Here is a 26,592-nt window from a genome sequence, read left to right on the forward strand (position 1 = left end):
TGGAATTTTCTCCCATGACCACTGCCCTGATCATCGGTGCCGGCTTTGGCGGGCTTGCGCTCGCCCTGCGCCTGCAAAGCGCGGGCATCGCCACCACCATCGTCGAAGCCCGCGATCGACCGGGCGGGCGGGCCTATATGTGGCAACGCGATGGCTTCACTTTCGACGCCGGGCCGACCGTGATCACGGATCCGGACTGCCTGCGCGAGCTCTGGGCGCTGTCAGGCAGTCGCATCGAGCAGGATGTCGATCTCTTGCCCGTATCGCCCTTTTACCGGCTGCTGTGGAATGACGGTTCCCGGTTCGACTATTCCAACGACGAGGCTGCGCTCAGGGCCGAGATTGCCCGTTTCGCGCCGGACGATATCGCCGGCTATGCGCGCTTCCTGGCCTATTCCGAAGCAGTGTACCGGACCGGCTATGTCGAGCTTGGTGCAAAACCTTTCCTGCGGCCGGCAGATATGGCCCGCGCCGCCCCGGCCCTGGTACGGCGCCGCGCCTGGCGCTCGGTCTATGCGGCTGTCAGCGAACACATTGCCAACGAGAAGCTGCGACAGGCTTTTTCCTTCCACACTCTGCTGGTCGGTGGAAACCCGATGCGCACGAGCAGCATATATGCCCTCATCCACGCTCTCGAAAAGCGCGGAGGCGTCTGGTTCGCCAGGGGCGGGACCAATGCGCTTGTCAGCGGCATGGCGCGGCAGTTCGAGCGCCTTGGCGGAACGCTGATCCTCTCCGACCCGGTCGAGCAGATAAGCCATGAGGAGAGAACCGTCACTGGCGTGCGGACACGCAGCGGCCTTGTCCTCAAGGCGGAAACTGTCGTCTCCAACGGAGACCTGGTGCACAGCTACGGACTGATTGCGGGCAGCCGCCACGCCGCAGCGAAGGCCCGCGCTCTGAAGCGCAAGCGCTTCTCGCCGAGCCTGTTCGTGCTGCATCTCGGCCTGCGTGGCAGTCTGCCACAGGTCGCACATCATACGATCCTGTTCTCCGATCGCTACAAACCTCTCCTGGAGGATATCTACGATCGAGGTCGCCTGCCGGGCGACCCGTCCCTCTATCTGCATCATCCAAGCGCCACAGACCCTTCGCTGGCTCCTCCGGGGTGCTCGACGCTGTATGCGCTCGCGCCGGTTCCACACCTCGGCGCGGCCGATCCTGACTGGCAGACCTTCGGCATGAACTACCGGGAAACCGTGCTGGACCGGATCGAGCAAACGCTCATCCCGGATGTACGCAGCAGAATTGCCACTGTTTTCCATTACAGCCCCGCCGACTTCGCGGCCGATCTCGGCGCGCATCTGGGCAACGCCTTCAGCCTCGAGCCGCTACTGACGCAGAGCGCGTATTTTCGCGCCCATAATCGCGACGACCATTTTCCAAACCTCTATTTCGTCGGCGCTGGCACGCATCCGGGTGCCGGGATCCCAGGCGTCGTTGCAAGCGCCAAGGCGACGGCGTCCCTGATCCTCGACAGGCATCGCCCCGGCTCGCGCTAAGCGCGCAGATGAAGACGACCTTGCGACGGCACCCTAAACTCAGTGTTGGTGAGAAACCGGCTTCGGTAGCGGACATCCAAACGGCGCATCATCCGAATCCGCCGGCGCCCTGGTCCGGGCCGATCGCGGCACTGGCCCCGCGTCGGCCCGGTCCATACGAAACTGCCCCGTCCTGCCGGAGTTCCGGTCCTCGACGCCGATTTCAGAAAACATTGTTGCTCCGCATCGGGCTCGATCAGCTTCTGACATGAAGCGATCAGGCCGAGGGTGCGACGGTGACCTCAGGCAATGGCGAGCAGCGCGAGGTCAGCGTCCTCGAGCGAATGAAAGCGGACAAGGCCCCCGGCGGGGCCCTCCGGGTGAATGGAAACGGGGGAGGCCAGCCGATTGCTCTCGATCCCTTCTCGCAGTTTATCCCACTCCGCCGGCGTCAGCGAGAAAAGAGTCGATCCGTCACCGCCAATCTGTTTCATTGCTGCTCCCTGTCCTGTGTCCTTCGAGCCACGTGCCGCAAATCTCCACGACATCGAACGGTTCGAACGGCCAGCGCGCCCCGCGCCGTCGTCCTCGCCCGATATCGCTCCATTATCCTGCCGGGCCATTGGCGCAGGTCAAGTCGAAGCCGCCCGCCCGGTCCTGAAATTTGGCCCTCCAGCGGGTCCTGCTCGATGTGGAGCCATGCAACGGGTTCGCTCCGGCTGCCGCAGGCGCGCCGGCCCGGTGAATGCGCCAGACGCACGTCCGGACAGTCTCTCAAAGGCCAAGCCCGGCCAGCGCTTCGCGCAACTCACTCGCGCGGAACGGCTTGGTCAGCCGCGACAGGTCCGGGGCGATTTCCTCGACATCGGCATAACCCGACACGATGAGGCAAGGCAGCCCGGGCCGAATCGCGTGGACAGCCTTGGCGAGCTGGGTCCCGTCCATGCCTGGCATGAGATGATCGGTCACGAGCACCGTAAATTCCTGGCCGCCCTCCAGGCGTCTGAGAGCGACCTCGGCGGATTCCGCCTCCACCACGTCGAAGCCGCATTCTTCCAGCATATGCGCGGTGCTCGCACGTACCGCCTCCTCGTCGTCGACGAGCAGGGCTCGGCCCCGGTGTCCTCGTTCCGTGACCACCTTCGCGGTGCCTGCCGGCAGTGGTATCGAGCCCTCTGCCGCGGCGGGCAGCCAGATCTCGACATTGGTACCAACCCCTGGTGTGCTGAAGATGCGAATGCCACCGCCCAGTTGCTGCGCCAGGCCGTGGACCATCGAGAGCCCGAGACCGGTGCCCTTGCCGATACCCTTGGTGGAGAAGAAAGGTTCGATGGCGCGCGCCAGCGTCTCGGGATTCATGCCGCTCCCGGTATCTGCCACCGAGATCATCACATATGGCCCGGGTCGCAGCTCGCCCGACTCCCTGCCTGCCACTTCGCGCGAGGCGGCGCTGATGCGGAGCGTGCCGCCATCGGGCATGGCATCTCGCGCGTTCACACTCAGGTTCAACAGTGCCATCTCGACCTGATTATAGTCGGCCATGGCCGGAGGAAGGTCACTGGGCGCCTCGACCAGCACCTGAACCTGCGGGCCCGTCGTGCTCGCGACCAGGTCGCCCATGCCGGCGACAAGGGCTGCCACATCAATCGCCGTCGGCTGGAGTGGCTGTTGCCGCGCAAAGGCCAGCAGGCGCTGCACCAGGGTACGGGCGCGCTCTGCCGACTGGAGTGCGCCTGCCACGAGCCGCTGCTCGCGCTCGTTGCCGAGCTGCTTGCGGCTGAGCAAGTCCAGCGAACCGATAATCGGGGTCAGGAGATTGTTGAAGTCGTGCGCGACGCCGCCGGTCAACTGGCCGAGCGCCTCGACCTTCTGGGACTGGCGCAGCTGCTCCTCCGCCTGGGCAAGGCGGTGCTGCTCGGCGATGCGCTCGGTGACATCGTGTACGATCTGATAGGCGCCGATTTGCCGGCCCGAGCCATCGCGGAGCGCGTTGAAATTGATCTCGAAGAAGCGTCGCTCGCGGTCCGGGTCACCGAACTCCTCGACAATCGTGAATTCCTCACCGGCAAGCGCCCGCCCCCAGGTCCGCCGCACCTGCTCGCGGTGTTCGGGTAGATCGGCCAGCACATCGAGCATCGAGGCGCCGATACGAGGTGTCACACCATAAGCCGCCTCGAAGGCCCTGGCTGCGGCGCGGTTCACCGCCAGCCAGCGATAATCGAGGTCGGCGACAAAGATGATCGCGGTCGTGTTCTCTACCACGTCGGCAAGGAGCTTGCGCTCGGCCAGTCCCTCGGCCACGCGCAGTTCCAGTGTCTCGTTCAGCTCGCGCAGCGCGCGCTCGGTCCGCTTGCGCGCGGTTATATCGATGGCAGTGCCGATTATGCGGACGCACTTACCTTCCTCGAATACCCCGCGCCCCTTGGCAGCGACCCAGCGGACTAGACCGTCCTCCTTGCCGATCGTGCGATACTCGACGTCATATACCGCGCGGCGCTCGGGATCGGCAGCGGCAGCATAGGCCGCAACGACAGCTTCAAAGTCGTCGGGATGCAGACCAGCATAGAAGTCCTTCATCGAGATCGGGACGTCGGGCGAGATGCCGAACATGGCCTTGAGCCGCGGCGGCCAGAACAGGGTTTCCGCGACAATATCGACGTCCCACTGCCCGATCTCTGCGGCGTCCAGCGCAAGACGAAGCTGCTCCTCGCTCGCTCGAAGACCGGCTTCCGCTGCGACCCGCTCGACATGGGCCCAGGAACGGCTCGTCACTTCGCGCATGACGGTCAGCTCATAGTCGCTCCAGCGGCGCGGCACCTTGTCGTGAATGGCCATCAGGGCAGTCAGGCGGCCGTTCTTTACCAGTGGCATGCAGACCGTCGCGGCGACCCCGATATCCTGGAAGGTCCTGGCCTCCTCGGGCGCGATCTCGATCATATTGTCGTTGATGATCAGCGGTCTGCCGGCGCTCAGCTCCGATACGGCAAGCCGTCCGAAATCGGCGAGGCTGTAATGGCCCAGGATCGAGGGTGAGCCCTCAGCGTGCCAGTTTCCACGGATGGTGAAGCCATTGGCATCCGGGTCCATGTCGGCATAGGCGCAGTTGGTTACCGCCAGATGCGCCGCGACCATGCGCACGGTAACCGAGAGAACCTGCTGGGCGTCGTGCAACGGCGTCACTGCCTGGCTGAGCTCGTCGAGGAAACGATACAGTTCTTCGCTGCGCGCAAGCCGATGCTCGGCGAGGATTCGCTGCGTGATATCGAAGACCAGCGCGAGCATTCCAACCGGTTGTCCGGCCCCATCACGAATGGGGAGGTATTCGAGGTCCATCCAGACCTTCTCGGGATGACCATATCGCCACAGTTCGAGTTCCTGGGCATGAAAGCTGAGGGATTCGCCGCGCATCCCGGCGTCCAGCACGCGCGCATTGAACGCGCTCGCCTCCGGCCAGGCTTCGAGCAACCTGGCGCCAAGCGCTCCCGGATGCCGAGGCCCGCAGACCTCCGCATAGCCGTCATTGTAGAGGAGAATGCCATCCGAGCCCCAGAGCAGCGCCATGGGTACCGGGGACGCCAGAACGATCTGGACATGCGCCAGCAGCTCTGTCGGCCACGCCTCGATGGCACCGAGCGACGTGTCGCTCCAGTTCATCGAGCGAATGAGGTCGCCGGTGCTGCCGCCGCCAACAAGGCCGGAAGGTGTCACGATCTCGTCATCCCCCTCTGGCCGCGACGACCGTCACCAGCCAATATCTGCTTGATATTACAGCATCTCAGTCATCGGGCCAGCCGTCGTGGCTAGCCCGTCGGCGGGGAGGATGCAGGCCCGCAAGCGGCGGCACGCTTGCCCCCCCCGGCCGCTACAGGGCGAGCATTATTACAACGCCAGTCCGTTATCCCGTACGCAGCGGAGCTGTCAGCCTTCCTTGTGCCCGAAGCCCTGTTCGACAGAACGCTCGCCGGACGAATGGCGATCGAGTGCGATGCGGATACGGTCCGCGAGCTCCTGGCGGCGATAGGGCTTTCCGATTACGTCGAGGCGGCTGCCGCGCGGAATGTCGGCGACCAGGTCCTCGTTGTAACCCGTGGTCATGAGGATCGGCGTCTCTGGCCGCAGCGCCTGGAATTGCTCGACCAGTTCCAGGCCGCTCATCCCGCCCGGCATCACGATATCGGTGAACAGGAGATCGACTTGCCGGTTCCCGAGCAGGGCCAGCGCCTCCTCGCCGCTCGATACGACCAGCACAGTATAGCCGAGCGCCTCGAGCTGTTCCTGGGCGAGCGCGCGTACGTCGTCGCTGTCCTCGACCAGCAGGATCGTCTCGCTGCCGCCGGTACTGGCCCTGTCGACACGCGGCGCGGGCGCCGCGACGCTCTCCGTGCCCGCCACCGGGAACAGCATGCGGATAGTGGTGCCGCGGCCGGGCTCGGAATCGATCTCGAGCCGACCGCGCGATTGCTGGACGAAGCCGTGCACCATGGCGAGGCCGAGACCGGTACCGCGCTCGCTGCCCTTGGTAGTGAAGAAAGGCTCGGTCGCGCGCTGGCGGACTTCCTCGCTCATGCCTGCCCCCTCGTCGGTGATCGCGAGCACGACATAGTCGCCCTCGGGAAGCTGGTGCGCGGCGGCATTGCCGTTGAGCTTCCACAGTTCGGTCGCGATCGTCACCTTGCCGCCCTGGGGCATGGCGTCCCGTGCGTTGATGAGCACGTTGAGCACTGCCATTTCCAGATGAGTCGGATCGATGTCGATCTCGGGCAGGCGGCGCTCGAGCGTGGTGATCAGGCGGACCTGTGCTCCGACGGTATTGTCGATCAGGTCGCCAAAGGCGTGGATCAGGCCATTGAGATCGGTGCGCTTGGGCTCGAGGCGGGTCTTGCGGGCAAAGGCAAGCAACTGCCGGGTCAGCTTTGACCCGCGGTCAGCGGCACGTGCGGCGTTGTCGATCAGCCGGTGCTGCCGCTGGGTCAGCGTATCACCGTGCAGCAGGTCCAGATTGCCCGCGACGACCTGAAGCAGGTTGTTGAAGTCATGGGCGAGGCCGGCGGTCAGCTGGCCGATCGCCTCCATCTTCTGCGCCTGGCGGAAGGCCTGTTCGGAGGAGCGCCGGCGCGTCACGTCGAGCTGGCTGGCGAAGAAATAGATGAGCTGGCCATCGGCGTCGTAGACGGGCGCCACGAACACCGCGTTCCAGAAGGCCGAGCCGTCACGGCGATAGTTGAGGATCTCGATCGAGATCGCTTCCTCCGCGGCGACCGCGTCGCGGAGTTCGCGCACCGTCTCCCGGTCGGTGTCGGCGCCCTGAAGGAAGCGGCAATTGCGCCCGACCACCTCTGCCTCCGCATAGCCGGTCAGGTCGAGAAAGGCCTTGTTCGAAAAGACGATCGGGTTGTCGTCCTGCCGGGGATCGGTGAGGATCATCGGCATGCGTGTCATCTGAAGCGCCGCGAAGAAGACGGTGCCACGCTGGTCGAGCCCAGGCTCGGCCACGGTGGAACGCTTCCAGTGCCGCTCCCCCTTGTTGCCCGTCGGGCTGTACGACGTTGGGTCCTTGAGATCGCCCGCCGGCTCGCCGGTCGCTTGCTGGGCAATATCGGCTTCGCCGTGGTCCTTGCTCGTCACCCTGATCCTCGAAGAAAATCTCTGATAAGAATGTTCGCGGCGCGTTTCGGTTTCCAAGGCACCTGCAGGTTGGCCGGAATCCAAGGCCAACTGCGGGCAGGCGATCCGAAACGACAGCCGCGCTAGCCCGACGGCCCCCCGGCATGTGCGCGCCCGCCGGTCTCCACCACGCCGGTCAGCTCCAGCATCTCGGCCGGCGCGAGTTCGCGGACGAGCAGATCGGTCGTGCATTGCCGCGCCGCCTTGTCCGGGCGCCAGCGCAGGAAGCGGGTCGCATGCCGGAAACGCCCGGCAGTGACCTGGTCGTAGACGAATTCGGCGACGAGATCGTGGCCGAGCGCGATATAGGCGGCGGTCTTCGCCGGGTTCCAGCGGCTGGGGCCCCCCGGCGCCCTGCCGGTGAAGCCGGGCCCGCCTTCGTGCGAAGCGAGGGCCTTGGCCAGCGCCTCGCGCTCCTGGCTGCCAAAGGCCGAACAGAATCCGACCAGATCCAGTCGCCCTGCTTCGTCGAACAGCCCGAGCAGCAGCGACGCGACGCCGCCCTTGGCGGTCTTGCGATAGCCGCCGACCACGCAGTCCGCGGTACGCAGCTGCTTGACCTTGCGCATTGCTCGGGCGCCGGCAGCATAGGGCTGGCCAAGCGGCTTGGCGACGACCCCGTCCAGTGCCCCGCCGCTCTCGGCGAGCCAGGTCCTGGCCTGATCCAACGCGTATGATGCCGGCGACAGGACGAGCGCCGGGGTCGCGAAGCGCGTCGCCAGCGCCTCCAGCGCCGCGCGGCGATCGCTCAAAGGTTCGCCGGCGAGCAGCCGGTCCCCGATTTCCAGGCAATCGAACAGGATCAGCCGGGCGGGCGTCTCGCGCGACAGTCTGGCGATACGTGACGCCGCCGGATGCAGCCGGGCCTGCAGCGCATCGAACGACAGGTGGGTACCGATGGGCACGACCAGCTCGCCATCGAGCAGGAGATGCGTCTCGTCGAGCCCGCGCACGGTTTCGAGCACTTCCGGGAAATAGCGGCCGAGCGGCTTACCCGACTTGGACCAGATCTCGACCCTGTCGCCGTCGCGCGTCACGATCGCGCGGAAGCCGTCCCATTTGGGCTCGTACTGCCAGCCCGGCGGCTCGGGCAGCGCCTCAACCAGCAGCGCCTCCATCGGCGCGATGGGCGCGACGGCCGGAGGCGCGTCGCCCGCATTCGTCTTCAGGGATTTGCGTACAGCCATCGGCACTCCTCGCCTCCCGGGGACCAACTGTCGGGCGCCCGATGCGTTTCGCGGGACGTCGAGCCAGGCTTCGCGCGTGTTCCGGACGCCAGCCCTTGCGAGTCTGTCTTGCTCCGCTTGAACGGAAGCACGGCCGGCTGCACGTTCCGGCACGGCGCAGTGTTGCCAGTCTCGTCATCCCCCGGGGCGGATCACGATCCCCTTTCCGAGAGGCTCTACCTCGAGCCGGTCGAGCTGGGCCAGCAAGTCGCCGAACATGTCGTCCTCGGCGATGGGGATCGCACCCTCGAAGGCGGCGCCGAGCCGGTCCAGGTCACGCCGGGTCAGCAAGCCGATGGCGACGATCGGGTCGAGGCGATGGTTGTTGCGGGACATGAGCGAAAAACGGATTGCGCCACGCAAATGTCCCGCAGCCCGTCGCATTCTCCTGCGGCCGCTTGGACGGCCCGGATACCGGGCGCGAGACAGGGAGTTTCGTTCACATTATGTTCGAATTCTTCGGCTCGGGGTTCCTCATGTCCATCACCCGCACGCCTTCCCCCGAGGACGCCGTCCTGCTCGTTAATGGGTTCCAGCCGGCGGCGAACTCCAATCGTCCTAATGCAGGTTAGACCGGTCAGAAATTCAGGAACATCGTCGGAAAGCGCCGGTTCACCGAACGCGGGTTTGTGCTCGCGCTGGTTGAGGTGATTGGATGACGACGGTTGCCGCGAAGGCCAACCTTGCAGAAGTGAGCGCATTCACGCTTGCGGTGCGAGAAGCGTTCTCGCGCGGCGTGAAGAAACTCGCCGGCTTCGAGGTTGGCGAGCTGTCGGTCGACATCTGCACCGCTTCCGATTCCCTGTGGGTCGTAGTTCGGCGCGAGAACCGGGGCGGCCTTGCGCTGCGTGCCGCATATCTCATGGTCGACTTCGAGTGCGTCAGCCTCAAGCCCGAAGCCGGCGAGGCCGCCCGGATCAAAGTCGATAGCGTTCTGGGTACGCATCTCCTGGTCCTTCGCGGCGGCATGGATGCGCTGGAGCATATGCGGATGACGGTGCGGTTCACGCCGGCCGTGAAGCTGCTGTCGCCATACGTGCCGCGCGATCTCTATCCGCTCGACGCCGACGACGATCCCCTCGGAGCCACCGGTATCATCGAGGCGGGGCAGCGCGGATTGAACGCGGGCATCGTCTATTTCCGGATCGAGGAGCCGGCCTTTGGCAACGTCCTCTATTTCCAGAACCTGACCGCGCTGAATCCCTATTTTCTCGCGACGAAGACCAAGCCGGACGGAGTGGTCGGCGGCAACTGGCCCGAACTCGGTTATCTGCCACCCACGCCGCCGCAGAACGGCGTCCCGCCGGCCAACCCGCTTATGCCGGGCGAGGAAGTCACCCTGTCCGACGCCATCCTGGTCTTCCGCCACGAGGCGCCGCGCCACGAGCGGGAATCGGCGCGCCAGTTCCTCCAGATGCTCGGCACCGCGTACAGGTCGATCGAGCTGCCGCACACCGAATATCGCGACTGGATCAGGCGCGCAGAACGCACGCTCCGCGATCTCGATCAGGCACCCGAAGCCACGATCCGTCATTACGGCCACCGCTATGTTCACCCTTATACCGCTGCCGAATATCCTGACATCATGGTACAGATGTCGATCGTCGCGGCGATCCATGATTGGGGGAAATGGCACGGCGAACCCCATCCTCTGGAGCAAGAGTTCAAGGCGGGCCTCGACAAATTCTACGACACCAGGCTCGAGGCTCTGCGGCGCCACCTGCCCAATGTCGGCGCGGACAAGGATCCGGACGCGGTCGACAGCTGGTATCTCTACCATCCGATGCTCAATCTCGGGCGGCTGGCACTGGATGGGGATGCGGCCGCGCGCCGACTGTTCCTCAAATCGATCGGCTACGGGATCAAGGCCGCGCATCATTTCGGTTATGAATGGCCCGTCCAGTACAAGGTCACGGACTTTTCGGTGATCGTCGAGGTCGCGGGCGCGGACGGGCGCGGCCAGACCGATGTCGGGGGCGTCTATGCCTGGGTGATGCTCCAGGCATTCGAACTGACCGACGACAAGCAGTATCTCGACGAGGCCCGCGCCGCAATCGACGCGGCGATGGGGCTGCGTTTCGACGTCAATTACCAGGCCAACCTCACCGCCTGGGGTGCTGCGGCCTGCATGCGGCTGTGGCGGATCACGAACGAACCGGTCTATCTTGAGCAAAGCTACGTCTACCTCGCCAGCTTCTTCCACAATTGCGAAATCTGGGAGAGCGAGCTCGAACTTGCCAGGCACTACAAGAATTTCCTGGGCGTCACCTGCCTGCAGGACGCGCCCTATATGGCCATCTACGAATGCTTCGATTCGTACACGGCATTCGAACTCTACCTGAGCGACAGCGGCCCGGATCTGGAGCCGGCCGCCCGGATGCTGATCGCCGAATATTGCAAATATGCACTCGATCGCGCCTGGTTCTATTATCCCGACGCCCTGCCGCCCGAGGCGATCTCGCCCAAGCAGCGCGAGGCCAACGGACATGTCGATCGCACGTTGAGCTTCCCGCTCGAGGATCTCTATCCGGACGGCCAGCCGGCCGGCCAGGTCGGCCAGGAAGTCTATGGCGCCGGCGCGGCGTTCGTCTTCGCCACGCGCGCCTTCCACCAGGTCGAGGGCGCGCCGTTCCGGCTCTACTGCGATCACTTCGTTCGGGCGCGAGAGCGCACCGGCGACCGCGCGCTGACGCTGACGCTCGACGGCGGCGAGACCTGCAGCGCGGGACTGAGCTTCGTTCGGCTACCGCGGCGGAAACTGCCGGGCCTGCGCGTGACGACCGCGGGCGGCGACGTGCTGCGGGCGCACACCCAATCCGCCGATCGCGTCGATTACCGCGTGCCCGCCAATGGCCGCGTCATCCTGACCTGGGAGTGAGACGATGGGAGACGCTGCCGCCACCCCGTCGCTCACCACGTTCGCGCGCCGCAACCTGTCCGATCGGATAGACGTGCTGACCGCCGACGGGTCCGCATGGATCGGCTCACACTGGCTCGAGATCGTCGTCGCGCTCGTCGCCGGCGCGCTGATCTTCGTCCTGCTCCAGTTCCTTAAAGGCTGGGGTCTGCGGCTCTGCAAGAAGGGCCAGGGCGTCGCCACCTGGTACAGCATTCTGGGCCGGGCACTGGCCAGGACCGGCCAGTTCTTCATCATCATGACATCGGCGCGGCTGGTGAGCGGCTATGCCGGTCCGCCGCCGGCGGTCCAAACGACAGTCGCGTTCCTGTTCACGATCTCGGCGGTGTTCCAGGCCGCGATCTGGACGCGCGAGATCATCTTCGGCGCGATCGAGCATCGCACCCAGGAACAGGGGTATCGCGGCCAAGGCCTGGCCAGCGCGCTCGGAATCATCCGTTTGCTCGTCACCATCACCCTGTTCGCGGTCGCAGTCATCGTCGTGCTCAGCAACCTGGGCGTCAACGTCACCGGCCTGATCGCCGGGCTCGGCGTTGGCGGCATCGCGATCGGCCTCGCCGCGCAGGGCATCTTTGCCGACCTGTTCGCCGCGCTGGCGATCATCTTCGACAAACCTTTCCGGCTCGGAGATTCGATCTCCTATGACAAGGGCGCCGGCTCGGGCGAAGTGATGGCAATCGGGCTCAAATCCACCCGTATCCGCGGTCCGAACGGCGAGGAGCGCATCATCGCCAATCGCCGACTGCTCGATTTCGAGATCCTCAATACCACCCGGCGCGCGCGCAACCGCTTCAAGTTCGATTTCCATCTCGGCTACGCAACGCCGCCGGAATTGATCAGGCGGCTGCCATCGCTGTTCGGCGAGGTCGTCGAGAGCGAGGGCTACACGCTGGTCCATGGCGGCGTGAACGGGTTTTCGGACAACGGCCTGAGCTACGACGTCGAGTTCGAATCGATCGAAACCGATTTCCCGCCCGAGGCGCGCGACAGGGTCGCGGCCGCGCTGCTCGCCTGCCTTCGCGATAACCAGGTCAGCTTTGCCTACCCGACGATGGTGAATCTGCTCGCGGAAAAGACCAAGCCGACACCGCCCGCGACGGTCCGCGATGAAGCGGCGTGAACGCGGGAACCGGGCCCTGCCAACCCTGTCGACTCAAGAGGAGTGAAGCGATGACCGATCCGGCCGAACCGCCCGTCACCAACCTGTCCGATGCGCATACCGACATGCCCGGGCTGGACGGCCGAAAGGCGATCATCACGGGCGGGACCACGGGCATCGGCCGCGCCATTGCCGTGCTGCTCGCCTCCGAGGGTGTCGATGTCTTCATATGCGGGCGCGATCCCCAGCATCTCGAAGATGGCCTGCAGCGCATCCGCGAAGTCGGCCGGGGCGACGGGATCAATATCGACCTCGCCGAGATCGACGGCGTGGAGCGCTTCGTCGCAGCGGCCAAGGAGTATTTCGGTGGCGGCTTCGACATTGCGATCATCAACGCGGCGATTCCGGCCAAGGGGCTCACGACGATGCGCGCCGACGAGCTTCGCTACGCCATCGCCGTCGACTTCACGGCCTATCTGACAACGGCCTATGCGGCGGTCGAGGTGATGCGGGATCACGGCGACATCGTCTTTATCGGCTCTGTTTCCGCGCACCTGCTCGGGGCCGAAGGCAGCGTGTATGCCGGCATGAAGGCCGGCATTGCTGGTTTTGCCGAGGCGGTGCGCAAGGAACTCGGGCCGAAGGGCATCAAGGTCTGCAATATCGAGCCGGCGAAGACCGGCGCGGATTTTCAGTATCCGAGCTTCACGGCTGAGGAACAGGCGGAGGAGAATCGCAAGGAGACGATGCTGCGCGCCGAGGACATCGCGGTCGGCGTGCACTACGTCCTCACCCAGCCGCGCCGTTCGGTAGTGCAGCAGATATCGATCGCGCCGCGCGCGCGGGGTGCGGAATGAGCGCCTATGCAGTCGACCGGCTGATCTTCGGTCCCGACGATGTAGATCTGTCCCGGTCGCCTCTGGCGGGGCATTTCGATGCCGAGACCTATGTGCTCGGCGCATTCAATCCGGCACTGACGCGACTGCCCAACGGCAACCTCGCGATCTTCGTGCGCGTTGCGGAAGCACTGCGCAGGCCGATCTTCGACGGGCAAATTCATGCGATCCGCTGGGAGGCGGGAAAGTATGTGCTCGATGCCTGGCCGCTCGAGCTCACGGACACCTCCGACCCTCGCAAGTTCCTGATCCGCGGCGGGCGCTGGAAGGTGATGGCGCTGACCTCGCTGTCCTGGATCCTGCCGGTCGAGCTGACACCGGACGGACTTGAGATCGTCGCCGTCCACTATGGCAAGGCTATCGCACCGCAAGGCAGCTACCAATGCTACGGCATCGAGGATGCGCGAGTGTCCAGGGTGGGCGATCGCTGGCTCATGACCACCTGCTCGGTCAGTCCCGAGCGCCATTCGACCACGCTGTACAGCTCGGGCAACGGGCTCGATTTCGCCTTCGAGGACATCATCCTCGATCACCAGAACAAGGACATGCTGATCTTCGAGGGCCTGATCGGCGGCAAATACTGGGCCCAGACCCGGCCGCTCGGCGACCTGTACTTCACCTACCCGCCCGGCAGCGAATGGCGTGGCGGACCTTCGATCAATCTCGCTACCTCGCCCGATGCCCTCCACTGGAAACCCCATATCGAACCCGGCATCCGCCCGCACGCCACCACAATGCATACTGCCCGCATGGGCGGCGGCACCCCGCCGATCCTGACCGATCGAGGCTGGCTGACCTTGTGGCACGGCGTCGAGCCCAAGGAGATCGTCGGCATCTATCGCACCTACTGGTCGATCCTCGACCGTGACGATCCAGCGCGGGTCGTGCGAACCGAGCACATGCCGTTGCTCGAAGCCGCGCCGGAGCTCACCCGTCCTCTGGAGGACAAGATGTACGTCCGCGACGTCGTGTTCACGACGGGGATTGCGGATGCCGAGGACCATTATGTGATCGCATCGGGCGAGGCCGACCTGGCGTCGCGTATCACCCATGTGCCGAAAGCGGCCTTCGCCTGATATCACCGCGTCTCCAGCCGGATGGTTCACCGGCAGTTCCGGCCGGGATGGTGCGCCCCGGGCGCAAACCCCGATTGGGTACATAGCCAGGGCACCATCCCTGCGCCCGAGCGCCTCAACCTTGCGCGGAGCAATAACCCTGACCGGCGGTCAGCCGCTCGGGCCCGGTCCCGTACCCCCGGCCACGATATCCTCTGCGGAGCCCCGGATATGGCCGGGCTCGATGCTGTAGCTTCCGTCGACCGAGCCTCCCGATGCGTCGGCGCGCTCCCCGCGCGCAAACTCGGCAGCCCCGGCACTCGACTCGCCGTCGCTCACCTGCGCGAGCGGGTCCTCCTCGCCGGTCTGGGGAATGCCGTCGGCATCCTGGCGCTCCGCATCGGCCGAGGTGGCCGCATTGGCATTGCCGGCGCTCTCGTCGGCGGTGCCGGCATCCCGACTGTGCTCGGCATTCTCGCGAAAATCCTGCGGCCCCGGCTCGCCGGGAACATGATGGGTCATGACATCTCTCCTTGGGATTCTCGCCGCGCCGCCCAGCGCGTGTTCTGCCGCTCTCAGGCAGCCTCGCGCATCGCATCGACACCCGCACGCCACAGGCTGCTCTCGAGCGGGGGCAGAGCCGCATCCGCCTCGTTCAGGCGCCAGGCCTGGTCGAGCAGGCGCTCGGAGCACATCACGTGACGGTCGCGCTTCTCGATGGACTGCGCGGCCTTCGCTCGGCGAAGCTCCGCTTCCGATTTGGCGATGAGGCGGTCGATCTCGGTCATGGCATGCTCCGTGCCCCCACCAACACAACGAGGCGGGATCGAGCAGGTTCCTGATCGACGCCAGGGCCATCCGCCATGCACTTGCTCCGTTCGTCGAGGGCGGGCGATTTCAAAAAACATATGCGATCTCAGAATCTTGTGATTGAAATGACGGCCTGCGCGTCCCACATCCCGGCTATCGTCAACAACGGAAAGGAGGTGGTCGGATGTCTCATTGTCACATGCCGCGCGCGGCGGGAATTCTGAGCATGACCTCCACCGCGGGGGTCCGGTTCGGCTGAGCCGTCCGCGTTCGGATGACAATGGAAGGGCCGTCCGAAAGGGCGGCCTTTCGCTTTTCGGGTGGCCGGCACTCGCGCCCGCTGCCGCGCGTTCTCGCAAAGGAAGGATCGCACATGGCCAATGGCTGGGCGCAGGACGGCGCCGTCCAGGAGCAGATCGAGGACACGTTCACCGACGCGGTGAGCCTTGCGCGTGCGAGGCTCGCAACCGGTGAGGGCTCCCGCACCTGCCAGGATTGCGGGGAGGAAATTCCCGAGGCCCGGCGCAAGGCGCAGCCGGCGAGCCGCACCTGCATCGCGTGTCAGTCGGACCGCGATGCCGCGGTCCGATCGACCGGGATCAACCGGCGGGGCAGCAAGGACAGCCAGCTGCGCTGATGGCCGAGGCGATGCGGCACGCGGGCAAATATCCGGTGACGCCCGACGGCCGCTATTTCGTCGTGCGCGGCCGATTGAGGCGAATGGCCAATCCGGACGTGGCCGCGCACGAGCGCGATGCACTGGTGCAGGCATAATGGCGGCGCGCCCGGCGGTATTGTAGTCGAAGCGCCATCACGATGGCCGGGCGCTGGCCCGCGCCGCGGTCGATCGGGCAAAGCGCGCCCTTGGCGAGCGTGGGCGGGTCTGGTGGGCGGACGAAGCTTCCGACTTCAACCGTTATCTCGTGCGCAACATGCCCTATGCCGCGTGGTTGGCCAAACTGGGGTGTCGCCGGGCTGAAAGCTTCAAGGCCCGGTCGGTCAGCCGGCAGGCGACCCGGGTTCACGCGGCGGCACGTCGTCCGCGCCTTCCGCCGGGGTCTCGGCGGACTTGGCGGAAGGATCGGTTTCCGTACTGCCCGGATTGACGCGCTCGTCCTCGTTCGGGCCCTGATCGCGCTTGTCGGTCATGTATTCTCTCCTGCCGCGGGTTCGGGGTAATCCTCAGGCTTCACGATGCCGACGCCCGGCCGATCCTCGACCCTTTCGGGCTTTAGGCTCCCTGGTGTCTGCTCGTTCGGGTCCTGGCCCGCATCGGCGGGCGGTTCTGAAGGATCGCGGTCCATTGCATTCACTCCTTGCCCGAGCCGGGTTCGGCCATGCCGCGATGCATCTCGGCGAGCATCGACTGCGGTACCACCCCCGATCCGGCGACCTGAAGCTTGTTGGAAAGGCCAGAGACGATGTGTCCCTTGCCTGCCATGAGCGCGTCCCAGCCATCCTTTGCGACCTTGGCGGGATCGGCCTTGTCCTGCTGGCCCACCTTGGTGTCGAGCATCTCCGCCCGTGCGAAGAACTCGGTGTCGGTCGGCCCCGGCATCAAGGTGGTGAGCGTGACGCCTTCCACCTCCTTGATCTCGTTGCGCAGCGCCTCGGTGAAATTGTCCACGAACGCCTTGGTCGCGTTGTAGACGGCGTTGAAGCTGCCCGGGATATAGCCGGCGATCGAACCGGTCACGAGCAGCTTGCCCGAGCCCTGCGCGACCATCGTCTGCAGTGCCTTCTGGAGAAGGTAGACGGTGCCGGTGACGTTGGTGTCGATCGAATGGCGCCAGGTCGCGACGTCCTGCTCGAGGAACGGGCCGCCCGTGCCGACCCCGGCATTGGCGCAGACCAAGTCGATCCGCCGGCCACCGGCTGCGGCGAGCAGCGTATCGACTCCGTCGATGGTGGCCAGGTCGGCCTGGACCGACTGGACGTCGGTGCCGAACTGCCGGAAATCCGCCGCCGCCGCGTCGATCAGCGGCTCGTCGGCGACGACGAGCAGGTCATAGCCCTGCTTCGCGGCCAGCGTCGCCAGTTCAAAGCCGATGCCGGTCGACGCGCCGGTCACGATCGCTAGCTTGTTCGCCATTTCGCCTACTCCGCTGCGAGCGCCAGGCCGGGCTTGAGCACGACCTTGGTCACTTCGTTCTGGTTGTCGTGGAACATCTTGTAGCCATCGGGTGCCTGCTCGAGCGGCAGGGTGTGGCTGATCAGGAAGGTGGTATCGATCTTGCCTTCCATGATCGCGTTGAGCAGCCCGGGCATGTAGTGCTGGACATGTGTCTGCCCGGTCTTGAGCGTCAGCCCCTTCTCCATGAACGCGCCCAAGGGAAACTTGTCGACGAAGCCGCCATAGACTGCGGGCATCGAGACGCGGCCGCCCTTCCTACAGGCATGGATCGCCTGGCGGATCGAATGGGTGCGATCTGTGCCGAGAAAGGTCGATGCCTTTATCTGGTCGATGACATTGTCGACGAAGAAGCCGTGCGCCTCGAGTCCGACGGCATCGATCACCGCATCGGGGCCGATCCCGCCGGTCATCAGCATCAGCGCCTCATAGGTCGCGCTTTCCTCGAAGTTGATCGTCTCCGCGCCGAAGCGCTTCGCCAGCTCTAGCCTGTGCGGGAAATGGTCGATCGCGATCACCCGCTCGGCGCCCATCAGGAACGCTGACTGGACCGCGAACAGACCGACCGGGCCGCAGCCCCAGACCGCCACCGTGTCGCCAGGCTCGATCTGGGCGTTCTCTGCCGCCATCCAGCCAGTCGGCAGGATGTCCGAGAGGAACAGGACCTTCTCGTCCTCGACGCCGTCGGGCACCACGATCGGGCCAACATCGCTGAACGGCACGCGGACATATTCGGCCTGGCCGCCGGAATAGCCGCCCGTCATGTGGCTGTAGCCGAACAGCCCGGACATCGGCTGGCCATAGGCTTCCTGCGCGATGTCCTGATTGTCGGCAGGCAGACCGTTGTCGCACGCCGAGTACTGATGCTTGCCGCAATGATAGCAGCTGCCGCACGCGATGGTGAACGGCACCACGACGCGCTGGCCCTTCTTCAGAGTCGATTTGGGACCCGTCTCGACCACCTCGCCCATGAACTCATGGCCGAGAATGTCGCCGGCCATCATCGTCGGGATATAGCCGTCATAGAGGTGGAGGTCCGAGCCGCAGATCGCGGTGGATGTCACCTTGATGATCGCGTCGCGGGGATTGAGGATCTCGGGATCGTCGACCGTGTCGACGCGGACGTCGTGCTTACCGTGCCATGCCAGTGCGCGCATCAGCGTGCTCCCTCTTCAAAAAGACGCGCGCGCATCAGTTCTTCCCCTCGTTCTGGAGACGCTGGTTGCGCGCGCCGGTGGCGATCTCGCCGGTTTCCATCAGCTGCTTGAAGCGGCGCAGATCGCGGCGCGCCTGGATGGCGGGCTCGCGCTGGAACATCTTGGCGATGAGCTTGCCGATCGTGCCCGCAGGCGGATCGTAGAGGATCGTCGCGGTGACGATCGTGCCGCGACCGCCCTGGGCGTCGCTGAAATCGATCCGGCCGCTATTGGGCACGTCGGCGCCCTCCTCGGACGCCCAGGCGATGAAGCTGCCGTCCTGTTCCTCGGTGATCGCCGCCGTCCATTCGACCGTCCTGCCGCCCGGTGCCTTGACCACCCAGTGCGAGCGCCGGTCGTCGAGCGTTTCGACGCGCTCGACATTTTCCATCACCGTCGCGAGATTGGCGAAGTCGCGCCAATAGGCGAACAGCTCCGCCCGCGGCCGATTGATCGTCACGGCGCGGCCGACCAGCATGTCGGCATCGCCCTGGCTGGGCTTGTCGATAAGTGCGTCGGTGGCGGCGTCCGCCGCCGCGCCGACATGCTTAGAGGCCGCGAGGGGCGCATCGTCCCTCGACCGGAGCGAATCGCTCATCGGGCATCTCCTTAGATTATGCCGATAGAACAAAGCGATGACGCCGACGTTCCGCCGAAAAGCGCCGATCGCCGATAAACTGGCTCGGTGCTCAGCCAGGTCGCAAAGATGGGTCGGATATGCGTGCGAGCGGCATGGTTAAGCAGTGCAGGCCACCGCCACAGGCACCGAATTGCGAGATGTCGAGTTCGACCGGGTCGAAGCCGGACTTCAGGAGCAGTGCGGACAGTCGCGGCTGTCCCGCCGCCACCAGCACGGCGTGGCCGTCCAGGGACACGATATTGCAGGCGAGCGCGCGCGCCTCGGCGTGGCACGCATCGAGCAACCGGATGCCGCGCGCGCGGACCGCATCGAGGAACTGCTGCGGCAGCGCCTCGATACAGGCCAGGGCGTGACGCGCATCGAGCATGCAGAAGATCGTGTCGAGATGGAGGTGATAGGCATCGAAGTGACAGAGGATCACGTCCCAGCCATGCGCGCGGAAGACGGTCGCCAGTGCTTCAGCACCGTCAGGACCGGTCCGCTCCCCCGATATCCCGATGATCGCAAGTCCTTCGCGCGCGACACAGACGTCACCGCCCTCGATCGCACCCCCGGTCACCCGATGCGGCCGCATGCCCAGGGAAAGAAGATGACGCTCGACATGCCGCACCTCGCGCCGCCGATGCGGCATTGCAGGATTGAGCAGCACAGGCCCCCAGGGCGTCGTCACCGCGCAGTCGCGCGTGAAGCAGAGGTCGGGCAAGTCTGGCGCCGGCAGGATCTGGTGGCAGCGCACCCCGCGCTCTTCCAGGACCTCGCGAAGGCGACGATGCTGGCGTATCGCCAAAGCGGTGTCGGTCGAAAAGCCGCGCTCGAGGCTCTCGCGCGTCGCCGAGCAGCACGGCACGGGACTCAGATAGGCCGGGCCGCATAGGAGGACGTCGGTCAGCCGATCGCATTCGCCGCGCACGGTCCAGCGCGCCGATGCTGCAACCCGGTCGGTGGGAACACGCAGGAACTCCGGTCTCATTCAATCATCCCGTTCGCGCGTGAAGATCGCCGAAACCACCGCGATGCGATCGACCTCGGCATAGGCGTCGCGCTCGAGTTCTTCGCCGAACACGTCGGGATCGATCTCGGCATAGTCGAGGGTGCAGCCATGCCGCCGGGCGAGCGTGGCGAGCTCCGGCTCGAGCGCATCCTCGCCGCGGACGATAGCGCTGCCGGTATAGAGGATCAGCCGGCCATCGCGCGCGAGCCGGGGCAGCGCCGCTCCTGCCATGTCGATTGAAAGCGCGGCGCCGTTCAGGCCGCCACCATCGCGATAGGCGCGGGCATCGTCGTCAACGATATAAGGCGGATTGGCGACGGCCAGATCGATGAATCCCGCAAAGCCGGCGAGCAGCGAGCCCTCGCGCAACGCGACCGTGATGCCTGCAGCGGCGGCGTTCGCCTGCGCGAGCTGCAGGGCTGCGGGGTTGATATCCGTCAGCACCAGCTCGGCATCCGCGATCTGCCGCGCGGCGACGATCCCGCCCACGCCCGCTCCGCTGCCGATATCGACGACAGTCGCGCCGGGCAGGCAGCGCGATCGCTCGAGCTCGGCGCGGATCAGGCGCGCGAACCGATAGCTATCGGGCCCGAAGAAGACCGAATCGCGGCTGGTGGTCGGGTAGGCGGAGTGGAGGTAGAGATCGTCTTCGAGCGTCGCGACCCGCAAGCGGCTCTTCAGCCGGTCGCCCACCCGCTCGATCGCGCCGGCACGCGTGAGCAGCATCTCGATCTCGGGATCCACGCTGCCGGCGGTGAACGGCAGGCTCCACCCCAGCATGGCCGTAAGCGAGCAGGCCCTGCGACCTGGATCGCGCGCGAGCACGCGGGCATGCGTTGCCGGGGTTGGCGGCACGAAGCGATATCCCCGGGCTCGGAGCGCCCGGAGCAGCGCCTCGAGATCCTCGGTTCGGCTTTGCTCGATGATCTGGTCGGGTTGCTTCATCGTACCGTTCCAACACGGTGCTTTGATCGCCGTTCCGATTGGCGTGATTTTTCAGCGCCTTGCGCATGCGGAACGCGCGAGCGCGCCGGTCGTTGGATTGGCCCAGGACAGGGAGGCATGGCAATTTGGGCGACTCCACTCATCGCTGGCCGGCCAGGCTATGGCTCGTGCGGCATGGCCAGAGTGCCGGCAATGTCGCACGCGACGAGGCACACGCGGCCGGCCTGGAGCGCATCCCGCTCACCCTCCGGGACGTGGACGTACCCTTGTCGGCATTGGGTGAGCAACAGTCGGAGGCGCTCGGCCGCTGGTTCGCGCAGGGAAACGGCCACGGGCTGCCCGAGGTGATCCTTGCCAGTCCGTATGTGCGCGCCCGAGAGACGGCACGGCGGTTCCGCGACGCTGGCGGCGCCGATCCCGACGAGCCGGTCTGCGTCGACGAGCGGCTTCGCGAGAAGGAGTTCGGTATCCTCGACGGACTGACCACCGCGGGCGTCGCGGCGCAGGAGCCGCAACAGGCGGAGTTTCGCCGGCTCCTCGGGAAATTCTATCACCGCCCGCCCGGCGGCGAGAGCTGGGCCGACGTCATCCTCCGGCTTCGCAGCCTGCTCGACACGGTGTCGCTGCATTATGGCGGACGCCGCGTTCTCATCGTCGGACACCAGGTCGTCGTGCTGTGCCTTAGATATGTCATCGAGAATCTGAGCGAGGCCGAGATCCTCGCGATCGACGCCGCCGGCGACGTCGCCAATTGCTCGGTCACCGAATATGCGTTCGACGCGGCGATGGGAAAGGACGGCGGGCTCCGGCTCGAGCGCTACAATGAGGTCGCACCGATCGAGGAAGATGCGCAGGCCGAGGTCACCAGCGCGCCTGACGCCGTGGTGGGTGCGCGGGGATGAGCGAGATCGACGCGGACTGGCTGACGCGCCACCCGCTGCCTGCAGTCGAGGACGATACGAACAAGAATGCACGCGGCCGGGTACTCGCCGCCGGAGGCTCGACCATGGTTCCCGGCGCGTTGCGACTGACCGGCGAAGCGGCGCTGCGCGCCGGCGCGGGCAAGGTGCAGCTGGCGACGGTCGATCCCGCTGCGCTGCTTCTCGGGATGGCGATGCCGGAGGCGGCGGTCTTCGGCCTTCCGGCCAATGAGGAAGGTGAGCTGGCGGCCGATGCCGGCGGCGGCCTCGCAAAGCTGCTCGGCCGCTTCGACAGCCTCGTCCTGGGACCGGGCATGGGCGAGGGATCGGCTGCGGCCCCGATCCTGCGCCGCGTCCTGGCAAGCGACGAAGCCGCGGTTCCCATGGTGATCGACGCAGCCGCCATTGCCGGCGCCCGCGGATGCGCGGAGGGAATCCGCTCGCGCGGAAAGGTCGTGTTGACACCCCATCCGGGAGAAATGGCGGCGCTCATGGAATGCGACGACGCGGAGGTGCGCGATCGCCCAACCGCCCTCGCGACCCGGGCCGCCGAGCGCTTCGGCGCGGTGGTGGTGCTGAAGCAGGCCGAGACCTGGATCGCCGCGCCGGGCGAGGAAGCGCTGCACTATCGCGGCGGCGGGCCGGGCTTGGCGACGGCTGGCTCTGGCGATGTCCTGGCCGGAATCCTCGGCGGCCTGCTGGCTCGCGGCACGGCGCCGAGCGTGGCTGCCGGTTGGGCCGTCTGGCTGCACGGCGAGGCTGGCCGCAGCCTCGCACGGCGCGGATCGACGGGCTTCCTGGCGCGCGAGATCGCCGGGCAGGTTCCCGCCCTTATGGAACGGCATGCGAAGCCATGAGCGAAGAAGCGATGCCGATGCGCGGTGGATGCCTCTGCGGCAGGGTGCGGTTCGTCCTGCTATCCGATCCCTTCGACGCGGGCTGTGATCGAGGAGCGCTGGCCGGTCTGGAGCGGCGCCGCGGTCACCGCCTCGGGCGTGGTCTTCTCCGGAACGTTGGACGGCTGGTTCAAGGCGGTCGATGCCGATACCGGCAAGCTTCTCTGGCAGTTCCAGACCGGCTTGGGGATCATCGGCCAGCCCACCGTCTTCAAAGGGCCGGACGGGCGCGAATATGTCGCGATCATCTCGGGCATCGGTGGCTGGATCGGCGCGATGATCTCGCACAACCTCGATCCCCGCGATCCCACTGCCGCCAAAGGCTGGGGCAACATGACCGCGGACCTCAAAAGGTGACGAACAAGGGCGCGGGCACGCTGTTCGTGTTCGCGCTGCCGCGCGGCTGAGGCCGGCGCATCCAATCGGCGGGGGCTGAACCAAGAGAGACCGGAGACCAAGATGAGCATTCTCGACAAGGCTATTGCCGCGATCACTCCGCCGGAGAGCGACGAGGCGCGTGCCAGGGCCCGGCAGAAAGCCGAGGCGGCCGCGACCTCCGCAACCTGGCTCGCCCAGATCCTCGGGCATCACAAGGAAATCGAAGCGCAGTTCGCTGCTGTGAAGGCGGCAGGGGACCCCTCCAGCCGTCGGGCGGAACAGGAGAAGCTCGGCCTGCTTCTCACCGGTCATTCGCTGGCCGAGGAAGCGGCGGTCTACCCAGCTCTGGCGGCAGACCATCAGGTCGGCCATGCCGAACTCGCCTATCAGGAGCAGTCGGCGGCCAAGATGGAGATGGGCCTGCTCGAGCGGCTCGATCCGATGAGCGACGATTATCTCGACAAGCTCGAACATATCCGCGGCGCCGTGGCCCACCATGTCTATTCGGAGGAAGGGACCTGGTTCACCGAGCTCGCCGAGAGCGCGGATGCAGCCGAACAGGCGCGCATCGCCGAACGCTATTCGGAGGAATATGCCCGCTATATGGGGAGCGTATCGTAAGTCGGATCGGCCGCGCGGCGTCGGGTCGCGCGGCCTGACCATCCGCCTCCCGCCGCTACCCTTCGCTCCGGACGCGCAACAAGTTCGGAATATGTCGAAAGACAACCCTCGGCGCCGTCGCTATCACTTCTCCTCAAGCATCCGGCGACGTGCCGGGCGTACTGGGAGGGCGCCCGCGCACGACCCGTGGTTTGCCGAGGGCGGCGCGGCTCACCTCTCGAAGTTGTCGTCGCAGGGATCGGCTATCGAGGTGCTGAAGCACGTTCGAATAGCCCTCGGCGTTCAACTGACGTTCGATGCGTTCGATGCTTTCCCCGGCACCCGCCAGTTCCAGCGCGCGTTCGATCAGGCTTTTTCCATGCATGCGGGATGCATGCGCCTGCGCAAGCTGCTTCACCCCAACCTAGGTGAGGCTGCCCGCGCGTCTCGGGCCGAAATGAGCCAGGCGCGCGGGCAGCCGATGCCGCTGGTCACTCATCGGCGGGGGCGAGGAACGCAGCGGCATCGAGGTCGACGGTGAGCTCGCGGTCCCAGAAGCGCAGCGATCCGCAGCGCTCAAGAAACGCCGAGGCGTCGCCCTCGAGAGTGAGCGGCATCATCGCTTCGTCCATATCGGCTTCCTCGATCCCGGCCTTGCGCAGCAACGGTACCGCTTCCGGCGTGAAGCCGATGAACTTGCAGTGGCCGAAGGCGTCGGCGACGAAGTCGCGGCTCGCCGCGTCCCGCGACAACAGGCTGGCGCCCTCTTCGGACAGGACCAGCACCACCGCGTCGTAGAGGACGGACGGGCCACCATCGATCTTCTGCTTGCCCTCGACCAGCGAGCCGTCGTCGAGCACGACCCCGCCCACCTTGGGCGTGACCAGTTCGAAGACGGCAGGAAGCGCCGCGACGGCCTTGGTGAGCCCATTGATGAGTTCGGCCGACGCTCCATCGCTCACCAGGATGCCGAGTTTGCGGCCCGCGAAGCTGCCGGGTCCACGCTTTACGATGCTGAGCGCGTCCGAGGGCGGCAGGTCGGCGCGCAGCGGCGCGGCGGGCTTCGCTGCCGGTGGAAGCGTCTGGAGTCCCAAGCCGGCCGCCACGACCGTGGCGAGCTTGTTGTCGATATTGCGAAGATGCCCGACCATGCGTTCGCGGATATCGACGCGCACGCACTTGGACAGCTCGAAGACGAGCGCGTCGCCGATGTGCTTCTGCTCGATCGGCGTCTGGCTGACGAAGAATTGCCGTGCCTGGCTGTAATGATCGGCAAAGCTTTCCGGCCGAAGCTGGACCTTCGCTCCGCTCTCCTCGGCCGGAAAGTGCCGATAGCCGGTCTCGGGATTCTCGCGGGGGCCGCCCCAGCTATTGGGCTCGTAGTTCGCGCGTCCCTTGGGATTGCGCATCGCCATATGGCCGTCCTGCTGGAAATTGTGGACCGGGCAGCCGTGCGGCTGGTTGATCGGGATGTGCGTGAAGTTCGGCGATCCAAGCCGTTTGAGTTGCGTATCGAGATAAGAGAAGTTGCGGCCCTGGAGCAGGGGGTCGTTCGAGAAGCCGATCCCCGGCACGACATTCTGGGTGCAGAAGGCGACCTGCTCGGTCTCGGCGAAGAAATTGTCGACCAGTCCGTCGAGCACGAACTTGCCGACGATCCGCACGGGCACCTGCTCCTCGGGAATGATCTTTGTCGGGTCGAGAATGTCGAACTCGAATCTCTCCGCGAATGCCTCGTCGATTAGCTGGACGCCGAAGTCCCATTCGGGCGGCGTGCCCATGTCGATCGCATCCCAAAGGTCGCGGCGGTGGAAATCGGGGTCGGCACCATTGATCTTCACCGCCTCGTTCCAGAGCACCGACTGGAGCCCGAGCCTCGGCTTGAAGTGGAACTTGACGAAGGTCGATTTGCCTGCGGCGTTGATCAGCCTGAAGCTGTGCACGCCGAAGCCCTCCATGAAGCGGAACGAGCGCGGGATGGCACGGTCCGACATGGTCCACATGATCATGTGCATCGCCTCGGGCGTGAGGCTGATGAAGTCCCAGAAATTGTCGTGCGCGGTCTGAGCCTGGGGAAAGTTGCGGTCGGGCGCCGGCTTTGCCGCATGGACCAGATCGGGGAACTTGATCGCGTCCTGGATGAAAAAGACCGGGATGTTGTTGGCGACCAGGTCCCAATTGCCCTGCTTCGTGTAGAATTTGCAGGCGAAGCCGCGCACGTCGCGCGCCAGGTCGAACGAGCCTTTGCTGCCGGCTACAGTCGAGAAGCGGGTGAACATCGGCGTCTGTTCGCCCACTTCGGTGAGAATGCGCGCGGTCGTGAATTCCTCGAGCGACTCCGTCAACGTGAAGGTGCCATGGACGCCATAGCCCCGGGCATGGACCACCCGCTCCGGGATGCGCTCATGATCGAAATGGAAGATCTTCTCGCGAAAATGAAAGTCCTCGAGCAGAGCCGGACCACGCGCGCCGACGCGCAAGGTGTTCTGGTCGTCCGCCACCGCCACGCCTTGCTGGGTGGTGAGCGTCTCCTGGTCCTCGCCGGCCAGCTGATGCAGCTCACCACCGTCGCCGATCTCGGTTGCATATTCGGCAGTTTGTTGCTCGATCACCTTGTCATTGGTCGGCCCGGCCATGGTGCACTCCCTCGATTTCGCTGGCTGCCGACAAACCGATCGGAATTAACGCAGTTGCAAAAAATCTCTTTGATTGATTTGAGTTAGGGCGATTTCACTCGTGCCACTTCA

At 65.7% G+C, this 26,592-nt stretch carries 28 protein-coding genes; 11 read left to right on the forward strand and 17 right to left on the reverse strand.

Annotated features, from left to right (window positions below):
* Positions 1–14: 14 nt before the first annotated feature.
* Positions 15–1,502, forward strand: a complete 1,488-nt coding sequence (locus tag ACEN8G_RS02090; protein ID WP_413414293.1) for a phytoene desaturase — start codon at positions 15–17, stop codon at positions 1,500–1,502.
* A 281-nt stretch (positions 1,503–1,783) separates the two neighbouring features.
* On the opposite strand, the gene ACEN8G_RS02095 is transcribed toward ACEN8G_RS02090, so the two are convergent.
* The 6 genes from ACEN8G_RS02095 to ACEN8G_RS02120 form a co-directional block, all read right to left on the reverse strand.
* Positions 1,784–1,975: a hypothetical protein gene (locus tag ACEN8G_RS02095; RefSeq protein WP_413414294.1), complete on the reverse strand. Its 192-nt coding sequence runs from the start codon at positions 1,973–1,975 to the stop codon at positions 1,784–1,786.
* A 280-nt stretch (positions 1,976–2,255) separates the two neighbouring features.
* On the reverse strand, positions 2,256–5,135 hold the full coding sequence (locus ACEN8G_RS02100; protein ID WP_413740722.1) for a PAS domain-containing protein: 2,880 nt from the start codon (positions 5,133–5,135) through the stop codon (positions 2,256–2,258).
* A gap of 264 nt (positions 5,136–5,399) precedes the next feature.
* Positions 5,400–7,106 (reverse strand): histidine kinase famiy protein, encoded by a 1,707-nt coding sequence (locus tag ACEN8G_RS02105; RefSeq protein WP_413414296.1) that lies wholly within the window; start codon positions 7,104–7,106, stop codon positions 5,400–5,402.
* Between the two features lie 122 nt (positions 7,107–7,228).
* Positions 7,229–8,332: an ATP-dependent DNA ligase gene (locus tag ACEN8G_RS02110; RefSeq protein WP_413414297.1), complete on the reverse strand. Its 1,104-nt coding sequence runs from the start codon at positions 8,330–8,332 to the stop codon at positions 7,229–7,231.
* Between the two features lie 174 nt (positions 8,333–8,506).
* Complete coding sequence (locus tag ACEN8G_RS02115; protein ID WP_413414298.1) at positions 8,507–8,707, reverse strand: hypothetical protein; 201 nt, start codon at positions 8,705–8,707, stop codon at positions 8,507–8,509.
* Between the two features lie 241 nt (positions 8,708–8,948).
* Entirely contained in the window at positions 8,949–9,356 is a 408-nt protein-coding gene (locus ACEN8G_RS02120; protein ID WP_413414299.1) for a hypothetical protein, read from the reverse strand.
* 6 nt (positions 9,357–9,362) lie between these two features.
* Between ACEN8G_RS02120 and ACEN8G_RS02125 the strand changes: the two genes are divergently transcribed.
* From ACEN8G_RS02125 to ACEN8G_RS02140, 4 genes are read left to right on the forward strand one after another with little or no spacing between them, the layout of a single operon-like run.
* Positions 9,363–11,249, forward strand: coding sequence for a hypothetical protein (locus ACEN8G_RS02125; RefSeq protein ID WP_413414300.1), 1,887 nt, complete (start codon positions 9,363–9,365; stop codon positions 11,247–11,249).
* 4 nt (positions 11,250–11,253) lie between these two features.
* A complete protein-coding gene (locus tag ACEN8G_RS02130; RefSeq protein ID WP_413414301.1) occupies positions 11,254–12,408 on the forward strand; it encodes a mechanosensitive ion channel family protein in 1,155 nt (384 codons plus the stop codon).
* Positions 12,409–12,458: 50 nt separating this feature from the next.
* Positions 12,459–13,244, forward strand: a complete 786-nt coding sequence (locus ACEN8G_RS02135; protein WP_413414302.1) for an SDR family oxidoreductase — start codon at positions 12,459–12,461, stop codon at positions 13,242–13,244.
* Positions 13,241–14,359: a glycosidase gene (locus tag ACEN8G_RS02140; protein WP_413414303.1), complete on the forward strand. Its 1,119-nt coding sequence runs from the start codon at positions 13,241–13,243 to the stop codon at positions 14,357–14,359. Before ACEN8G_RS02135 ends, ACEN8G_RS02140 begins: the two co-directional genes overlap by 4 nt.
* A gap of 150 nt (positions 14,360–14,509) precedes the next feature.
* On the opposite strand, the gene ACEN8G_RS02145 is transcribed toward ACEN8G_RS02140, so the two are convergent.
* Both ACEN8G_RS02145 and ACEN8G_RS02150 read right to left on the reverse strand, forming a co-directional pair.
* Positions 14,510–14,860 carry a hypothetical protein gene (locus tag ACEN8G_RS02145; protein WP_413414304.1) on the reverse strand — a complete coding sequence of 117 codons (351 nt, stop codon included), beginning with the start codon at positions 14,858–14,860 and terminating at the stop codon, positions 14,510–14,512.
* 53 nt (positions 14,861–14,913) lie between these two features.
* Positions 14,914–15,126: a hypothetical protein gene (locus tag ACEN8G_RS02150; RefSeq protein WP_413414305.1), complete on the reverse strand. Its 213-nt coding sequence runs from the start codon at positions 15,124–15,126 to the stop codon at positions 14,914–14,916.
* Between the two features lie 395 nt (positions 15,127–15,521).
* Between ACEN8G_RS02150 and ACEN8G_RS02155 the strand changes: the two genes are divergently transcribed.
* Complete coding sequence (locus tag ACEN8G_RS02155; protein ID WP_413414306.1) at positions 15,522–15,785, forward strand: DksA/TraR family C4-type zinc finger protein; 264 nt, start codon at positions 15,522–15,524, stop codon at positions 15,783–15,785.
* Positions 15,785–15,922, forward strand: a complete 138-nt coding sequence (locus ACEN8G_RS02160) for a hypothetical protein (protein WP_413414307.1) — start codon at positions 15,785–15,787, stop codon at positions 15,920–15,922. Before ACEN8G_RS02155 ends, ACEN8G_RS02160 begins: the two co-directional genes overlap by 1 nt.
* Positions 15,923–16,147: 225 nt before the next feature.
* Here ACEN8G_RS02160 and ACEN8G_RS02165 read toward each other — a convergent pair whose 3' ends face one another.
* The 7 genes from ACEN8G_RS02165 to ACEN8G_RS02195 all read right to left on the reverse strand — a co-directional run bounded on the left by ACEN8G_RS02165 (position 16,148) and on the right by ACEN8G_RS02195 (position 21,051).
* Positions 16,148–16,297 carry a hypothetical protein gene (locus tag ACEN8G_RS02165; RefSeq protein WP_413414308.1) on the reverse strand — a complete coding sequence of 50 codons (150 nt, stop codon included), beginning with the start codon at positions 16,295–16,297 and terminating at the stop codon, positions 16,148–16,150.
* Positions 16,294–16,452, reverse strand: coding sequence for a hypothetical protein (locus tag ACEN8G_RS02170; protein WP_413414309.1), 159 nt, complete (start codon positions 16,450–16,452; stop codon positions 16,294–16,296). The genes ACEN8G_RS02165 and ACEN8G_RS02170 overlap by 4 nt, the downstream gene beginning before the upstream one ends.
* 5 nt (positions 16,453–16,457) lie before the next feature.
* A complete protein-coding gene (locus ACEN8G_RS02175; protein ID WP_413414310.1) occupies positions 16,458–17,240 on the reverse strand; it encodes an SDR family NAD(P)-dependent oxidoreductase in 783 nt (260 codons plus the stop codon).
* A gap of 5 nt (positions 17,241–17,245) precedes the next feature.
* Entirely contained in the window at positions 17,246–18,436 is a 1,191-nt protein-coding gene (locus ACEN8G_RS02180) for a zinc-dependent alcohol dehydrogenase (RefSeq protein WP_413414311.1), read from the reverse strand.
* 34 nt (positions 18,437–18,470) lie between these two features.
* Positions 18,471–19,073, reverse strand: a complete 603-nt coding sequence (locus ACEN8G_RS02185) for an SRPBCC family protein (protein WP_413414312.1) — start codon at positions 19,071–19,073, stop codon at positions 18,471–18,473.
* Positions 19,074–19,164: 91 nt separating this feature from the next.
* Positions 19,165–20,085, reverse strand: coding sequence for a dimethylarginine dimethylaminohydrolase family protein (locus ACEN8G_RS02190; protein ID WP_413414313.1), 921 nt, complete (start codon positions 20,083–20,085; stop codon positions 19,165–19,167).
* A complete protein-coding gene (locus tag ACEN8G_RS02195; protein WP_413414314.1) occupies positions 20,086–21,051 on the reverse strand; it encodes a methyltransferase in 966 nt (321 codons plus the stop codon).
* Positions 21,052–21,176: 125 nt separating this feature from the next.
* Between ACEN8G_RS02195 and ACEN8G_RS02200 the strand changes: the two genes are divergently transcribed.
* The 4 genes from ACEN8G_RS02200 to ACEN8G_RS02215 all read left to right on the forward strand — a co-directional run bounded on the left by ACEN8G_RS02200 (position 21,177) and on the right by ACEN8G_RS02215 (position 23,866).
* Positions 21,177–21,953, forward strand: a complete 777-nt coding sequence (locus tag ACEN8G_RS02200; RefSeq protein WP_413414315.1) for a histidine phosphatase family protein — start codon at positions 21,177–21,179, stop codon at positions 21,951–21,953.
* Positions 21,950–22,828, forward strand: coding sequence for an NAD(P)H-hydrate dehydratase (locus tag ACEN8G_RS02205; RefSeq protein ID WP_413414316.1), 879 nt, complete (start codon positions 21,950–21,952; stop codon positions 22,826–22,828). The genes ACEN8G_RS02200 and ACEN8G_RS02205 overlap by 4 nt, the downstream gene beginning before the upstream one ends.
* An 84-nt stretch (positions 22,829–22,912) precedes the next feature.
* Positions 22,913–23,224 carry a PQQ-binding-like beta-propeller repeat protein gene (locus ACEN8G_RS02210; protein ID WP_413414317.1) on the forward strand — a complete coding sequence of 104 codons (312 nt, stop codon included), beginning with the start codon at positions 22,913–22,915 and terminating at the stop codon, positions 23,222–23,224.
* A 102-nt stretch (positions 23,225–23,326) separates the two neighbouring features.
* Positions 23,327–23,866, forward strand: a complete 540-nt coding sequence (locus tag ACEN8G_RS02215) for a hemerythrin domain-containing protein (RefSeq protein WP_413414318.1) — start codon at positions 23,327–23,329, stop codon at positions 23,864–23,866.
* Between the two features lie 133 nt (positions 23,867–23,999).
* On the opposite strand, the gene ACEN8G_RS02220 is transcribed toward ACEN8G_RS02215, so the two are convergent.
* Positions 24,000–24,263 carry a hypothetical protein gene (locus tag ACEN8G_RS02220; RefSeq protein WP_413414319.1) on the reverse strand — a complete coding sequence of 88 codons (264 nt, stop codon included), beginning with the start codon at positions 24,261–24,263 and terminating at the stop codon, positions 24,000–24,002.
* 73 nt (positions 24,264–24,336) lie between these two features.
* Positions 24,337–26,481 carry a catalase gene (locus tag ACEN8G_RS02225; protein WP_413414320.1) on the reverse strand — a complete coding sequence of 715 codons (2,145 nt, stop codon included), beginning with the start codon at positions 26,479–26,481 and terminating at the stop codon, positions 24,337–24,339.
* Positions 26,482–26,592 lie beyond the last annotated feature (111 nt).

This window comes from Sphingomonas sp. Sphisp66 (assembly GCF_047324325.1).
Taxonomy (GTDB): domain Bacteria; phylum Pseudomonadota; class Alphaproteobacteria; order Sphingomonadales; family Sphingomonadaceae; genus Sphingomonas.